At 49.7% G+C, this 13,617-nt stretch carries 18 protein-coding genes and 1 pseudogene; 1 reads left to right on the top strand and 18 read right to left on the bottom strand.

Going from position 1 to position 13,617, the window contains the following annotated elements; all coding sequences use genetic code 11:
* Positions 1-3: 3 nt before the first annotated feature.
* The 7 genes from AC9UES_RS02370 to rpsB all read right to left on the bottom strand — a co-directional run bounded on the left by AC9UES_RS02370 (position 4) and on the right by rpsB (position 5,175).
* On the bottom strand, positions 4-786 hold the full coding sequence (locus AC9UES_RS02370; RefSeq protein WP_509526422.1) for an HNH endonuclease family protein: 783 nt from the start codon (positions 784-786) through the stop codon (positions 4-6).
* Positions 770-1,321, bottom strand: a complete 552-nt coding sequence (locus AC9UES_RS02365) for a DivIVA domain-containing protein (protein WP_509526420.1) — start codon at positions 1,319-1,321, stop codon at positions 770-772. Before AC9UES_RS02365 ends, AC9UES_RS02370 begins: the two co-directional genes overlap by 17 nt.
* Positions 1,314-2,165 (bottom strand): phosphatidate cytidylyltransferase, encoded by an 852-nt coding sequence (locus AC9UES_RS02360; protein ID WP_509526417.1) that lies wholly within the window; start codon positions 2,163-2,165, stop codon positions 1,314-1,316. The genes AC9UES_RS02365 and AC9UES_RS02360 overlap by 8 nt, the downstream gene beginning before the upstream one ends.
* A gap of 3 nt (positions 2,166-2,168) precedes the next feature.
* Positions 2,169-2,729, bottom strand: a complete 561-nt coding sequence (gene frr, locus AC9UES_RS02355) for a ribosome recycling factor (RefSeq protein ID WP_509526415.1) — start codon at positions 2,727-2,729, stop codon at positions 2,169-2,171.
* A 24-nt stretch (positions 2,730-2,753) separates the two neighbouring features.
* Positions 2,754-3,464 (bottom strand): UMP kinase, encoded by a 711-nt coding sequence (pyrH, locus tag AC9UES_RS02350; protein WP_509526412.1) that lies wholly within the window; start codon positions 3,462-3,464, stop codon positions 2,754-2,756.
* 89 nt (positions 3,465-3,553) lie between these two features.
* Complete coding sequence (gene tsf, locus AC9UES_RS02345) at positions 3,554-4,378, bottom strand: translation elongation factor Ts (RefSeq protein WP_509526409.1); 825 nt, start codon at positions 4,376-4,378, stop codon at positions 3,554-3,556.
* 2 nt (positions 4,379-4,380) lie between these two features.
* On the bottom strand, positions 4,381-5,175 hold the full coding sequence (gene rpsB, locus AC9UES_RS02340) for a 30S ribosomal protein S2 (RefSeq protein ID WP_509523694.1): 795 nt from the start codon (positions 5,173-5,175) through the stop codon (positions 4,381-4,383).
* Between the two features lie 284 nt (positions 5,176-5,459).
* Between rpsB and AC9UES_RS02335 the strand changes: the two genes are divergently transcribed.
* A complete protein-coding gene (locus tag AC9UES_RS02335; RefSeq protein WP_509526406.1) occupies positions 5,460-5,987 on the top strand; it encodes a M23 family metallopeptidase in 528 nt (175 codons plus the stop codon).
* Here AC9UES_RS02335 and AC9UES_RS02330 read toward each other — a convergent pair.
* The 11 genes and pseudogenes from AC9UES_RS02330 to AC9UES_RS02280 form a co-directional block, all read right to left on the bottom strand.
* The gene (locus AC9UES_RS02330) at positions 5,984-6,892 is read right to left on the bottom strand and encodes a tyrosine recombinase XerC (protein WP_509526403.1); all 909 of its coding nucleotides are present in this window, start codon (positions 6,890-6,892) and stop codon (positions 5,984-5,986) included. The two genes, AC9UES_RS02335 and AC9UES_RS02330, sit on opposite strands and share 4 nt — an antisense overlap.
* Complete coding sequence (gene dprA, locus AC9UES_RS02325; RefSeq protein ID WP_509526401.1) at positions 6,876-8,114, bottom strand: DNA-processing protein DprA; 1,239 nt, start codon at positions 8,112-8,114, stop codon at positions 6,876-6,878. Before dprA ends, AC9UES_RS02330 begins: the two co-directional genes overlap by 17 nt.
* A 60-nt stretch (positions 8,115-8,174) precedes the next feature.
* A complete protein-coding gene (locus AC9UES_RS02320) occupies positions 8,175-8,498 on the bottom strand; it encodes a DUF2469 family protein (RefSeq protein WP_509523688.1) in 324 nt (107 codons plus the stop codon).
* 23 nt (positions 8,499-8,521) lie between these two features.
* Positions 8,522-9,193, bottom strand: coding sequence for a ribonuclease HII (gene rnhB / locus AC9UES_RS02315; RefSeq protein WP_509526399.1), 672 nt, complete (start codon positions 9,191-9,193; stop codon positions 8,522-8,524).
* On the bottom strand, positions 9,165-9,920 hold the full coding sequence (gene lepB / locus AC9UES_RS02310; RefSeq protein ID WP_509526397.1) for a signal peptidase I: 756 nt from the start codon (positions 9,918-9,920) through the stop codon (positions 9,165-9,167). The genes rnhB and lepB overlap by 29 nt, the downstream gene beginning before the upstream one ends.
* Before the next feature lie 24 nt (positions 9,921-9,944).
* A complete protein-coding gene (gene rplS, locus AC9UES_RS02305) occupies positions 9,945-10,295 on the bottom strand; it encodes a 50S ribosomal protein L19 (protein ID WP_509523682.1) in 351 nt (116 codons plus the stop codon).
* A gap of 143 nt (positions 10,296-10,438) precedes the next feature.
* Positions 10,439-11,116 carry a tRNA (guanosine(37)-N1)-methyltransferase TrmD gene (gene trmD, locus AC9UES_RS02300; RefSeq protein ID WP_509526492.1) on the bottom strand — a complete coding sequence of 226 codons (678 nt, stop codon included), beginning with the start codon at positions 11,114-11,116 and terminating at the stop codon, positions 10,439-10,441.
* Entirely contained in the window at positions 11,106-11,702 is a 597-nt protein-coding gene (gene rimM, locus AC9UES_RS02295; protein WP_509526395.1) for a ribosome maturation factor RimM, read from the bottom strand. The genes trmD and rimM overlap by 11 nt, the downstream gene beginning before the upstream one ends.
* The gene (locus tag AC9UES_RS02290; RefSeq protein WP_509523678.1) at positions 11,659-11,895 is read right to left on the bottom strand and encodes an RNA-binding protein; all 237 of its coding nucleotides are present in this window, start codon (positions 11,893-11,895) and stop codon (positions 11,659-11,661) included. The genes rimM and AC9UES_RS02290 overlap by 44 nt, the downstream gene beginning before the upstream one ends.
* 138 nt (positions 11,896-12,033) lie before the next feature.
* A pseudogene (rpsP, locus tag AC9UES_RS02285) lies at positions 12,034-12,462 on the bottom strand (30S ribosomal protein S16); the annotation flags it as partial.
* Positions 12,463-12,616: 154 nt separating this feature from the next.
* The coding region (locus tag AC9UES_RS02280) for a signal recognition particle protein (protein WP_509526393.1) at positions 12,617-13,617 on the bottom strand (1,001 nt) is incomplete at its 5' end.

Below are 13,617 nucleotides of genomic sequence, written 5' to 3'. Positions count from 1 at the left end.
CGCTTAGCCAGTGGGTAGGGCCTGCCCTGGGCAATCCTGGAGCACGCGATTAATGGCATCGTATTCAGCTTGAGTGACCCAAAGGTTGTAGCTGATTTTCACCGCTACCTGCCTGGCAACAAATGCACAGCGATAAGCCTTGTTTGAAGGTAACCAGCTGGCTGCATCCGAATCACTTTTTTGACCGTTAGCAGAACCGGAAACTGCCAAAAGGTTCAGCGGATCGTTATAGAAGGCATAGCGTTGAGCACTTGAAAGCTGTTGAGCACCTTTTTGCCAGGCATCACTGACAGCAACAACGTGGTCAATCTGGACCTCATTCGATGTTCCAACACCGCGAACAAAGTTAATTGTTTGCCCAGTGTATGGATCTAGTAAAATTCCGGTTGCAATCACACATGATGAGTCGGATCGAAACTGAAACTCGATGAAATCTCGTCTAAGGATTTTGTTTCGCATGTCGCAGCCAAAACTGTAGTCCCAGTCACTGGCAAATAGGTCTCGATCATAACCAGTTTTTGGCGCCCGCCCTTTGATTGGAATTGTCGCTAGTGCAGTCAAGGCCGGTGACGAGGCGCTGGCATTTGGTTCGGCGGTGGGTAAATCAGATGGGGTTGGCTCTGGCGCCGCGGATTCACTAACAGATGGTTCCAAGGTTTTTGTTACCGAAGGGGTAGGAGCACTTCGCTCTGGTTCAGAAGTCTCTGTGCAGCCAAAGAAGCTTGAGAGGATAAAGACGGTGCCTAAGACACCGACAAGTAGATTGGCGCTACTCAGTGATTTCAAGCTGAATTGCCTCAATGGCGCGATCTAAAAAGCTGTCTACTTGCGGCATTGAGTATCCATGACGCTTCGAGTGGAATTGGATTCTTCTTAGATCGGAAACTTTTAGCTTGCTAGCTCCATCAAAGTGGGCAAGTAGTTGATCACAGAGTTCGTCAACCTTCTTTCTGTCATATCCTCTTGCAAGAATTGACACTCTGGCGAAGCGCTTTGTACTTTCCCTGTTGAGCCTCGGAATTAGAGCATCCCTGAGCTCTGAGTAGCGCTTGGCTAACTCTTGATCCCCAAAACGCTCTCGGAATGCCGACACTTCAGCTGCTATGAAATGATCTTCGAGATTATCCAAAGCCGCGTCAACCTGATTCGTTGCGTAACCGCCGCGCACTAAATCAAGTCTCAAGCCACGAAGATCCGATGCTCTTACTAGGACTAAATTTGGGTTCTCGTATTGCTGCTTGGCAAGATCGAAAAGTGTGTCGACTTGCTTGGGGCTATATCCCCTACCGGAGACAACCGCGAACTTCGATCGCTCAGCCAAAGAACACCACCATCACCAAGTAAGTCATCAGGGAGGCAGGAAGCATTGAATCTAACCGATCCATCATTCCCCCATGTCCTGGAAGCCAGGTGGACATGTCCTTAATTCCCAAATCCCGCTTAATCAAAGACTCAGCTAAGTCCCCAAATACTGCAGCAAGAATAAGTACCGCTGCAAGGATTATTCCAACCCACCACGCCCCACCAAGCACAAAGACAGTAAACGAGACGGCAGATACCGTTCCAAACACTATGGATGCGGCTAGACCTTCCCAAGTCTTCTTCGGGCTTACTCCGGGAGCTAGCTTGTTCTTGCCAAAAATTCGACCAAACAGATAGCCAGCGGAGTCGATTAGGGCAACCGTTGTGACAAACGCTAAGACCCACCACTGCCCATCATCGCGGCGAAGAAGGAGCATTCCAAAGCTCAGAGTGAGTGGAAGGTAAATAACCAGGAAAGCTGCTGCGCCAAAATCCCGCACCGTACGTTTCAGAGTTTGGAAGTTAGCTTTGCGTCTTTCAAAAAGCAGGTGCACTGTTCGCCAGACAATCAACGCCGCAACGATAGCAATGCTTGCTAGCCACTGAATCGCCGGACCACCAAAGTAGGTGGCTGGCATGATCAGTACCGATCCAACAACAGCTGGTACTCGAGGGACGTACCACTTTTTTTCCCTCAGTGCAGTGGAAAGTTCCCAAGCACCGATGGCGGTGGAGATAGAAAGAAATACGATGAACAACTCTTTGTACATCAAAAGTGAAGACAAGAATATTGCAGCTAGCAATAAACCAACTGCAATAGATTTGGAAAGTGACCTCCCCTGTGGTGCACTAACTTTTGACAATCTTCACACCTCTAGCAGTTCGGCTTCTTTACGCTTTAGTGCGTCGTCGATGGCATCGACGTGTGCTTTGGTGATAGTGTCTAGCTCTTTCTCGGCTCTAGCGATGTCGTCATCGCCTGCCTGACCATCTTTTTTTAGAGCCTCTAAATCATCGTTGCCCTTGCGGCGGATGTTTCGAACCGAAACCCTGTGGTCTTCCGCCTTGGTTTTTACCAGCTTCACGAATTCCTTGCGGCGCTCTTCGGTGAGCTCTGGAAGGCTAACTCTTATCAAGTTGCCGTCGTTAGTTGGATTGGCTCCCAGGTTTGGAACGTCACGAACAGCTTTTTCAATAGCTCCGAGGGCGCTCTTATCGTAAGGGGTTATCACGATCGTTCTGGCCTCAGGGTTCTGAAGTGATGCAAGTTGAGCCAAGGGTGTCATGGTTCCGTAGTAGTCGACCATGATCTTCTGAAACAGCTGGGGGTTGGCTCTTCCGGTTCGCACCGTAGCAAAGTCATCCTTGGCTGACTCGAGGGCTTTATCCATCTTTTCAGCGCTAGTTTTCAGGATTTGATCGATCATTTTCTGTTCATCTTTCTTTCAAAACTAGGCAGTTACGCTTGTGCCGATTTTCTTGCCCTTTATGGCATCGGTCACGTTTGACTTACCCTGCATTCCAAAAACCCTCATCGGCATCTTGTTGTCCATGCAGAGGGAAAAGGCGGTTGCATCAACTACCTTCAGACCCTGCACGAGTGCGTCCTGGTAGGTGATGTTCTCGATTTTCTTGGCCCCAGAATCTTTCTTTGGGTCTGCGGAGTAGACACCGTCGACGCCGTTTTTGGCGACCAGCACCTCATCGGCCTTTATTTCCAAAGCTCGCTGGGCAGCAACGGTGTCGGTTGAGAAGTAAGGCAAACCGGCACCGGCACCAAAGATTACGACTCTTCCTTTTTCAAGGTGTCTCATGGCTCGAAGTGGAATGTAGGGCTCGGTAACCTGCGCCATGCTAATTGCTGACTGCACCCGAACATCAACACCGGCTTGTTCCAGAAAGTCTTGAAGAGCTAATGCGTTCATTACAGTTCCAAGCATTCCCATGTAGTCGGCTCTGGACCTATCCATGCCTCGTTGGGAAAGCTCTGCACCCCGGAAGAAGTTTCCTCCTCCAACAACAATTGCTACCTCAGTTGATTTTGCGCCTTCTGCAATTTCTTTTGCCAGTGAGGCAACCACATCCGGGTTTACTCCAACTGTGCCGCCACCGAATGCTTCTCCAGATAGTTTCAGCAAAACTCTGCGTTTTTTATGTGGCAAGGCAATCCTCCAAGGTTCAGTTATAGTCTAGGCGAGCAAAGAAAAAGACTCAGCCCTATTGGGCCGAGTCTTTATCCGTTTCAAGTTACTTAGGCTCCAACTCTGAAGCGTACAAAGGCAGAAACCTTGGTTCCGGACTGGTCTAGGACCTTCTGGACGCTTAGCTTGTTATCCTTTGCAAAGTCTTGCTCTAGCAAAACGTTTTCCTTGAAGAAGCCGTTGACTCTTCCTTCAACAATCTTTGCAAGTGCAGCTTCTGGCTTACCTTCGTTGCGGGCAGTCTCATCGGCGATACGTCTTTCGGTCGCAACGGTCTCTTCGGAGATCTGATCGCGAGAAAGAACTGATGGGCTAAACGCTGCAATGTGTACTGCAACATCGTGGGCCGTTTCAGCATTTCCATCGAACGCGACTAGCACTCCCACCTGAGGTGGAAGGTCCTTTGAGGTTCGGTGTAGGTAGGCGTCCACTGCTACGTCTGAAATCACAGCTACTCTGCGCAACTCAGCTTTTTCACCCAGGATTGCAGCTTCGTCGTTGATTGCGTCAGCAACGCTCTTCCCGGCAAGAGGAGCAGCAAGAGCTGTAGCAAGATCCTTGGCACCGGCTGCAGCAATTGCGTCAGCAACTTGCTCACCCAGTGCAACAAAGCGCTCTGCTTTTGCTACGAAGTCGGTCTCGCAAGCAAGCTCAAGCAAGTAACCGGTTCCACCGGAAACCCTGGCAACGACTAAGCCGTTGCTGGTTGCTCTTCCCTCGCGCTTGGTAACACCCTTGAGGCCCTTTAGTCGAAGAAGCTCAAAAGCCTTTTCTGGATTGCCATCGGCCTCGTCTAACGCGCCCTTGCAGTCCATCATTCCGGCTCCGGATTTTTCGCGAAGCGCCTTTACGTCGGCAGCAGTGTAGTTAGCCATAATTACGCCTTCGCCTCTTCTTGTGGTGCCGCCTCTGCCTTGTTGCCCTGCTCTAGTAGCTCGCGCTCCCATTCAGCAAGTGGCTCAGCTTCGGCTTCTGGCTTGGAGTGACGAGCAATAAGTCCCTCAGCGACTGCGTCCGCAATGATGCGAGTTAGTAGCTGAATGGAACGAATGGCGTCATCGTTTCCAGGAATTCCGTAGGTTACATCGTCTGGGTCACAGTTAGTGTCGAGGATTCCAATTACAGGAATTCCAAGCTTTCTAGCTTCTGTGATTGCAAGGTGCTCCTTGTTGGTGTCAACAACCCAAATAGCCGAAGGAGTCTTGGTTACGTTTCTGATACCACCGAGGGACTTTTCTAGCTTGTCCTTCTCGCGGCGAAGAATAAGAAGTTCCTTCTTAGTTAGTCCAGACTTCGATGCGTCATTAAAGTCCATGGTCTCTAGTTCCTTCATACGAGCAAGTCTCTTGCCCACAGTCTGGAAGTTAGTTAGTAGTCCACCCAGCCATCTCTGGTTGATGTATGACTGGCCAACACGCAATGACTCGGACATGATTGCTTCCTGAGCCTGCTTTTTAGTTCCCACGAAAAGAACTGAGCCACCGTTTGCAACGGTGTTCTTTACGAATTCGTAGGCCTTGTCGATCATTGCAAGCGACTGCTGCAAATCGATGATGTAGATTCCAGAACGATCGGTGAGGATGTATCTTTTCATCTTCGGGTTCCAGCGCCTGGTCTGGTGCCCAAAGTGTACGCCGCTGTCTAGCAGCTGACGGGTGGTTACGACTGACATGAGTCGAACTTCCTTTCGGCGCGATTAAGCGCCCACTCAGTTAATGGTTATTGGCGGTTGCCAATGACCCCTGGTGCCGGATTTTTCTCACAAGCCCGTTAGAGCCACTGAGTGAGAACCATCTTGGTCGGCACGCGAAGTCGACATCTCAAAATCAAAGATTTTTAGCGAGAATGCCGCTGACCCCAAGCATACCAGCCCACAATCGCCTCCTGCCAGCTCGAGTTTTCCCCAGATTGCTAAGCCCTGGGCCAATACGCTCGCAAATCATGCACATTAGAGAGGTGATTGAACCCCAAAAGATTGCTGTGCTCCAGCTTGCAGGCTTTTTGACACTGAGTGTGACTTGGTTGGTTCCTTCTCCGAGTCTTGGAAGCCAACCAATATGGGTCCCGCCGGTTGTCGGATCACAGCTAGTCAATAGCTACAAAGCCTCTGAGGCAGCTTATGAGTCTGGCCATCGCGGTGTCGACTACCAAGTCACACTAGGCCAAGGGGTTTTCGCACCGGCGGATGCCACAGTTAGTTTTGTAGGGAAGGTGGTCGACAGACCAGTTCTTAGTTTGTCACACGAAGGAAATCTTGTTAGCTCGTATGAGCCAGTTTGTAGTTCATTGGTTGTAGGTCAAGAAGTATCAGCTGGGGATTTGGTGGGCGAGGTTTGTGAAGCTGACCTAGGGTATCTGCAGCACTGCGCAGATGCTTTCTGTCTTCACTTCTCAACGAGAAGAGACGGTGAATACCTTTCGCCTCTTTGGTTCACAGGAGAGCTTGCTCCCTCAAAGCTTCTGCCCTGGATCGAACCTAACTAAGCCCGCGGGTGAGCCTTTAGATAGCCCTGCTTCAAGCGATCGACAGATACATGAGTGTAAATCTGTGTGGTCGCTAGCGAAGAATGACCAAGGAGCTCTTGTACTGCCCGAAGATCAGCTCCGCCATCAAGCAAGTGCGTTGCCGCGCTGTGCCTAAGTGCATGTGGGCCGGCAGCTCCCACAGCCGTGTCTGCCAAGAGACCGGCTACCAGAGCGTAAACCTGCCTAACACCAATTCGTTTTCCTCTTGAACTAATCAGGAGTGCATTGCCACTGGTCTCATTCACAAACTGATTTCTTCCGTCGCGAATCCATTTGGCTAGTGCGTCACCTGAAGGATCACTGTATGGAACCATTCGCTGTTTGTTACCCTTACCGGTGACTCGAAGAATCTTTCTACCGTAGTCAATGTCATCAAGGTTTAGGCCCACCAGCTCGCTAACTCGAATACCACTACCGTAGAGAATCTCCACTATCAACAAATCACTCATCCCGGTTGGATTATCTGTCGTGGCAAGCGGCTCAAGGACATCGAAGATTCCAGACATAGCTTCGCGGGAGAGAACCTTGGGTAGAGTCCTGGAAGCCTTGGGTGATCGAAGTTTGAGGCCGGGGTCGATTTCAAGTTTCTCGTTCTTGAATAACCAGGCAGTGAAGGCCCTTACCGCAGCACTCTTTCGAGCCAGAGTCGTCTTCGCTAAACCCTTTTCGCTCACTCGCCAGAGCCAATCTCGCACAAGCTCAAGATCGATGTCCTGAATTTCTGATTGCTTCTTTGACTCCATGAATTCGAATAGATCTGTTACATCAGAAATGTAGGCCTTCACCGTATTTGGAGAAAAGCCTTTGCCGTTTTCTAGTTCAAGGCTGAACTGATCTCGAAGGTATTCAAGCTCTGTTGGCATATTTCAAAGCGTAATGGAGCGACCCTAAAGAATCTTGAACCATGGTCAGTTGATTCCGAGCTTTTAGTTCTTCCAGAGCCAGGCTCAGCTCAAACAGGGTTAGCCCGGCAGCTTTGGCAATTTGCTCGCCAGTTGCTTGCCCGAGGTCTCGAAGTGCATCTTGAGCTCGAACCAACAAAGCAGAGCCGTCTTGAAATCGTGCTGACTCGAAAACTTCGGAGGTAATCAATTTGGTGTCAATCAAGGCTTTAGCTTTTCCTTCGGCGATCAGAGAGTTTGTTCCAGCAGAAGAAGCTGATGTCAGTGGGCCAGGAACGGCAAACAGTTGCCGGTCTAGTTCGATGGCATTATTTGCTGTGCGTATCGAGCCCGAGCGAATGCCCGCTTCAATAACAACTGTTGTTGGGGTAAGAGCTGCGATTAATCTGTTTCGTTGCAGAAAGCGCCAACGAGTGGGTGCTACCCCCGGAGCTAGCTCTGCAATCAAAACTCCGTTTCTGGCAATAGCTTGGAACAGTTTTGAATTTGAACTTGGGTATTTACGATCTAGTCCTCCTGCCATTACTGCAACAGTTGGTAGCGAGTTTCTAAGGCTTTGGCTATGAACGTGACTATCTATTCCGATGGCTCCTCCGGAGACAGTTAAGCGCTTATAGAACGCAAGTTCGGAAACTAACTTTGCCGTGACTTTCGCACCGTATTCGGTGCAAGCTCTTGATCCAACAATTGATACCCCACTGGTCAAGCCACTAAGTAACTTGAAATATCCTTGTGCAAAAATGAGCGCTGGCGCGCCTTCTTCTAGATCATTCAATCCGGTTGGCCAGTCATCATCACCTTGCAACAGCATGGAAAGATCTAGCTGCTTTGCTCTTTGAAACAAATTCACTACCGCCTGCTTAGAAAATCTTGGCAGCCAGCGTTGCCTAGAGTCATTTATTGTTCCTGGTAGATCACCAAAGATTTCTGTCAAGTAATCTGCCGCTCTTACCTGATGCACAGCTTCAAGCACTCTGGCAGGCTCAAAGCCATCAATCAGAAGCTGAAGTAATCCTTGAGTTCCAAACGCTTTGGCTAGCGCTCCTGCCATTCGATCGCCTGGTTCAATAACGATGCTGATAGCCGCTGCCGCGACTAGGTCTAAGGCTCGCTCTGTTGAGTAAGCGCCCTTCTGAAAGCTATGGGTGAGTTCGTGTAGTTCTAAGTCAGTGAGGATCGGCATGGAAGAACTATTCCAAGAAGCTGGCTTTTGGTGTTTTAAAAAACTAGAGCTGTGGAGAAACTACTCGCCGACGGCCAGTTCTTTAGGTAGCTCGTAGGCCTTGCCTGATAGCTCTTCGACGTTTACGTCTTTGAAGGTAAGAACTCTTACGGACTTTATGAATCTGTCGGTTCGGTAAATGTCCCAAACCCAGACGTCACTCATGGTCAGCTCGAAGTAGAAATCGTTTGGGGTGTCTACTCTTTTGAGCTCGACATCATTGGCGAGGTAAAACCTGCGCTCAGTCTCAATTACATATTTGAAGGTTCCAACAACGTCCCGATACTCGCGGTAAAGCGCGACTTCAGCCTGTCTGTCGTAGTCTTCGTATTCGTTTTCTTCCATCTGGCCTTTATTCTATTCCAGCCTCAGGCCAGAATCCTAGTCAGCCAAGTCACTCGGTGGATATCTGATGGACCAAGGGTTCTAAGGGCGGCAATGTGCGCCGCAGAGGCGTAACCCTTGTGCCCAGCTAGCCCGTAACCCGGGTTTTGCTGATCTAGCTCTTGCATCAATGAGTCCCTGGTGACTTTGGCCAAGACTGCGGCGGCGGCAACACTCACGCAGTTGGTGTCTGCTTTAACCTGAACCTGAACATCGAGTCCGTAAGAGACTTTTCCTAGCCAATTCTGTGATCCATCTAGCAAGATAACTGCGCCATCTTCAGCGATGGTCTTTCGGGTTTTAGCATCTTTGAATAGCTCATCAAGAGCAGACCCTGCTGCCAGCCGCAACGCCTCGGAAATGCCGAGTTCGTCAATTTCTTTATTGGAACTAAATCCAACCGCGTAAGAACTTACCCAGTCAATAAGTGGCGAAGTGATCTCGCTCCGAGATTTGGGAGTCATTAGCTTCGAGTCCTGCAGTTTCTGTGGCCAAGCCTCCAAAGCGGGATTGGTTTTGTCGATCAAGCTCACGCCAACAGCTACCGGCCCTGCTATTGCTCCTCTTCCGACTTCATCGATTCCAATTACGAAGCGGTTACCTCGTTCAAAGATTCGACGCTCAGAATCAAGGCTTGGGAATGTTTTTGAAGACATCGGGGTAGTTATCCAACCAGGTCCAGTTCTCAAATGGCCAGCTAATCACCATAGCTCTGCCAACGACCCAATCTGTTGAAACAAAGCCCTTACTTGGAAGATCACCGTGATAGCGAGAGTCCTCGCTATTTCCGCGATTATCTCCCATCACCCAAAGCGATCCAGGAGGCACTTCGATTTCAAACTCAATGGCTGATGGGGTTTGTCCGGAGCTTATATACGGCTCAGTTATTGGCACACCGTTGATTGTTAGTTTTCCATCGGCATCACAGCAGATAACTTTGTCCCCCGCTATGCCGATGACTCTTTTTACTAAGTGCTGCTTGCTATCTGGCGCTGTGATCCCAAAAGCTGAAAGAAACCAATCAACAGAAACAACCAGTGGATCAGTTGGCTCAGATACGTCTGGTCCTAGCCAGCCACCTGGGTCTTTGAAAACCACAACGTCACCGCGCTCGATTGGATACAAAGCCGGAGTTAATTGATTCACGATTATGCGGTCATCAATCTGAAGGGTCTCGAGCATAGAACCGGAGGGGATAAAGAAAGAACGGATAAGGAAGGATTTGATTAGGAGTGAAAGAACTAAAGCAGCACCGATAACAACAACTAGGTCGATAAAGAATGCAACGAATACATTCTTGCTTTTGCGACGTCGGTTATTTCCTCGACTGAGCTTTTTCTTCCTTTGTCGCATTGGATCACCAAGCGATAGCTCTTCACTCACGCTGAGCGTGTCCCCTTAAGGCCTTTAGACGTTTTCGCGCTTTTCGCGAATCTTTGCCTTCTTGCCCCTTAGATCACGCAAGAAGTAAAGTTTCGCACGGCGAACAGCACCCTTTGAAACAAGCTCAATCTTGTCGATGATTGGAGAGTGGATTGGGAAAGTTCTTTCAACACCAACTTGGAAGCTTACTTTTCTAACAGTAAAAGTTTCGCGAACACCTTCACCTGAGCGGCGAATAACGATTCCCTGGAAAACCTGAATACGAGACCTGGAACCTTCAATGATGTTTACGTGAACCTTAACGGTGTCACCGACCCTAAAGTCTGGAACATCAGTTTTTAGTAAGGCTTTGTCTACTGAATCTAAGATGTGCATTTTGTGTCGCTTCCTGTTTTTAGCACGCAGGTCAAAAACGGTTATGTTGGGTTTTTGCTTCGCCCTATCTCCCCTGCGGCAGAGCCCATTACTGGAGGCGAACCTCCATATTGCCACAGTTTCGACCCCTAGGCAATTGGTAACTAATCGATTAGATCAGGCCTGATTCTTCGTGTCTTTTGCAGAGCTTGCTCCTTGCGCCACTTAGCGATCTCCGCATGGTTTCCACTTAGTAGCACCTCAGGAACATCCATGCCCCGCCAGCTAGCTGGCTTGGTGTAACTCGGGTACTCCAATAGCCCTTCGCTGTGTGACTCCTCGTCCAAAGACAGCGCGTTGCCGATAACTCCAGGTATGAGTCTCGCAATTGCCTCGATCATCGCAACTGCGGCAACTTCGCCGCCGTTCAGCACGTAATCACCCAGGCTTATTTCGCGAACTTCTGCCCGGCTTTCGGCATATGCCAAGACTCTTTGATCAATACCCTCGTAGCGACCGCAAGCAAACACGAGGTGCTGCTTGCCGGAAAGCTCTCTAGCGGTAGCTTGCTTGAATGGCACACCAGCTGGTGAAGGAAACACCACAACACTGTTTTCGGTAAGGACCGAATCCAGCGCCAAGCCCCAAGGCTCTGGCTTCATGAGCATCCCAGCTCCGCCACCAAATGGTGTGTCATCTACTGTTCGATGCTTATCTTCGGTGAAAGCCCTTAGGTCATGTGCTTTGAACTCAATTAGAGACTGCTCTTGGGCTTTGCCGAGCAAAGAAATGTCCAGCACCTTAAAGAAGTCAGGAAAAATACTGATGGCATCAATTCTCATCAGAGTCACCACCTGGAAGATTGATTTCAAAAAGGCCGGCCGGAGGGGTTAGAACAACTTGACCTTTTTGAATATCAACGAGCGGAACAATCTGCTTCACAAACGGCACCAGCACTTCACCATTCGAAGTTTCAATAGCCAAAAGATCTTGCGCTGGCAGATGATCCACACGAATCACCTTTCCAACTACCTCTTCCCCGACTAACGCTGTTAGGCCAACCAGCTGATGGTCGTACCAAGCTTCAGGATCTTCTGGAAGCTGCTCTAAATCGGTTTCGATGAGCAAGATTGCCTTGACTAGGGTTTCGGCTTGACTGCGATCTTGAATGCCCTCGAGAAACAAAACTGGGGATTGGTTATAGAAGCGAAGCTCAGCTACCTTTATGGTTTTTCCAAACCATTCGGAGGTTTCTGGAACCTGTAGTTCTAGTTCCTGGCCAGCGCGAAATCTCTGATCTGGGCTGTCGGTATATAGCTCTAGCTTTAGTGCTCCTTTTAGACCATGGGCTTTAACGAGCCTTCCGACTCGTAGCTTGGTCTTACTAGAAGTCACCGTCCACCACATCAACGCGAATTTTCTTGCCATCTGCAAGTGCGTTGACCAAAGTGCGAAGTGCTTTTGCTGTTCTGCCGTTGCGCCCGATTACTCTGCCCAGATCATCTGGGTGAACGTGAATCTCTAGGAGATCTCCTTTGGAGCTCGAGCGTTCAGTCACTGAGGCATCGTCAGGATTATCGACAATTCCCTTAACTAAGTGCTCGAGTGCAGCGGCCAACATTTTTTATTAGGCCTCTGGCTTTGCTTCTTCAGCGGCTTCTTCAGCTACTGTTTCCTCGGCAGGAGCTTCGGTAACTTCCGCTGCCGGAGTCTCTACAACTTCTTCAGCAGCTGGTGCTTCTACCGCGGCTTCAACAACTGCTTCATCAGCAGGTGCTTCGGCGGCAGGTGCTGCTTCGGCGGCAGGAGCTTCGGCTTTTGCCTTCTTGGCAGCTAGTTCTTCTTTAGGAACTAGAACAGCTTTCTTCTTAGTGTCTTTTTCAAACACTGGCTTAGCTGCTTTGACCTGAACGGTGTTCTTGGCATCCTTGTCACCCTTTGACTTCTGGAAGTCTCCGGTGAGCTTTAGAAGTACCTCTACCTGCTCGGTTGGTTGTGCACCAACGCCAAGCCAATACTGAGCTCGCTCGGAATCTACTTCAATGAAAGATGGGCTCTCGGTCGGGATGTAACGACCAATTTCTTCGATGACTCGACCGTCCCGCTTTTTTCTAGAGTCGGCAACGACGATGCGGTAATGAGGCGTACGGAGTTTTCCGAGACGCTTTAGGCGGATTTTTACAGCCACAATGCTCCTGTTATTTGAATTGGGGCGAACAATCAACCGTGAGCGTGGGGGCACACTCGGTAGTCAAGCTCTATGGTTTTGCCTTTTTGGCTCCTGGTTAGAGGGTCAGGTGCCTAGGCAACTTCTCTAGTCTGCCAGAAATGGCCAAAGATAGCTAGTTGCCGATTCCAAAGGCTGATCCAGCACCAGATGGAGCTGAACCTTGGCCATTTGCCCTGGCTTGCTCTTGTTCAGCACGCTTAGCTGGATTACCCGATTTAGAACCGGATTTTTTCTTGGGGTCCTTGGCCTTCTTTCGTGGCACCACGCCTCCAATACCAGCTGGCATGCCTGGGATCTGAGGTGTACCACCCTTGGCCACGGTCTTCATCATTTTGGCGGCCTGCTCGAATCTATTCACTAGTGAATTCACGTCTGTGACGCTCATTCCAGAACCTCTCGCGATTCGAGTTCTTCTTGAGCCATTTAGAACCTTTGGGTTAGTTCTTTCAACCGGGGTCATGGAACGAATTATGGCCTCGGTTCGATCTATTTCTTTTTCGTCTAGGTTGTCCAGCTGCGCTCTCATCTGGCCAGCGCCTGGCATCATTGCAAGCATCGATTTCAAAGAGCCCATCTTTCGAAGTTGCTGCATCTGTTCCAAAAAGTCTTCAAGGGTGAAATTCTCGTTGGCAAGCTTCTCGGCCATCTCCAATGCGGATTGCTCATCGAACTGCTTCTGGGCTTGTTCGATAAGGGTGAGAATGTCTCCCATATCCAAAATTCGGGAGGCCATTCGATCTGGATAGAACGGCTCGAAGGCATCAAGGGACTCTCCAGTGGAGGTGAAGATGATTGGCTTGCCAGTAACCGAGGCTACGGATAGTGCCGCACCACCTCGGGCGTCACCATCAAGCTTGGTCAAAACAACTGCCGATATCCCAACGCCATCTTCGAAAGCTTTGGCAACATTTACTGCGTCTTGACCCAGCATTGCGTCAATGACAAACAGGGTCTCGTCTGGCTTGATGGCATCACGAATCATTTTGGCCTGATTCATCATTTCTTGATCAACACCGAGGCGGCCCGCAGTATCGACAATCACAACCGTGTTGCCCTTGGATCTAGCGTGGGCAATCGAGTCTTTGGCAACCTTTACGGGATCTCCAACGCCTG

The sequence above is a fragment of the Rhodoluna sp. genome, from assembly GCF_044232805.1.
Taxonomy (GTDB): Bacteria; Actinomycetota; Actinomycetes; order Actinomycetales; family Microbacteriaceae; genus Rhodoluna.
The sequence above is the reverse complement of the archived record's forward strand: the minus strand, read 5'-3'. Positions and strand labels throughout refer to the sequence as shown.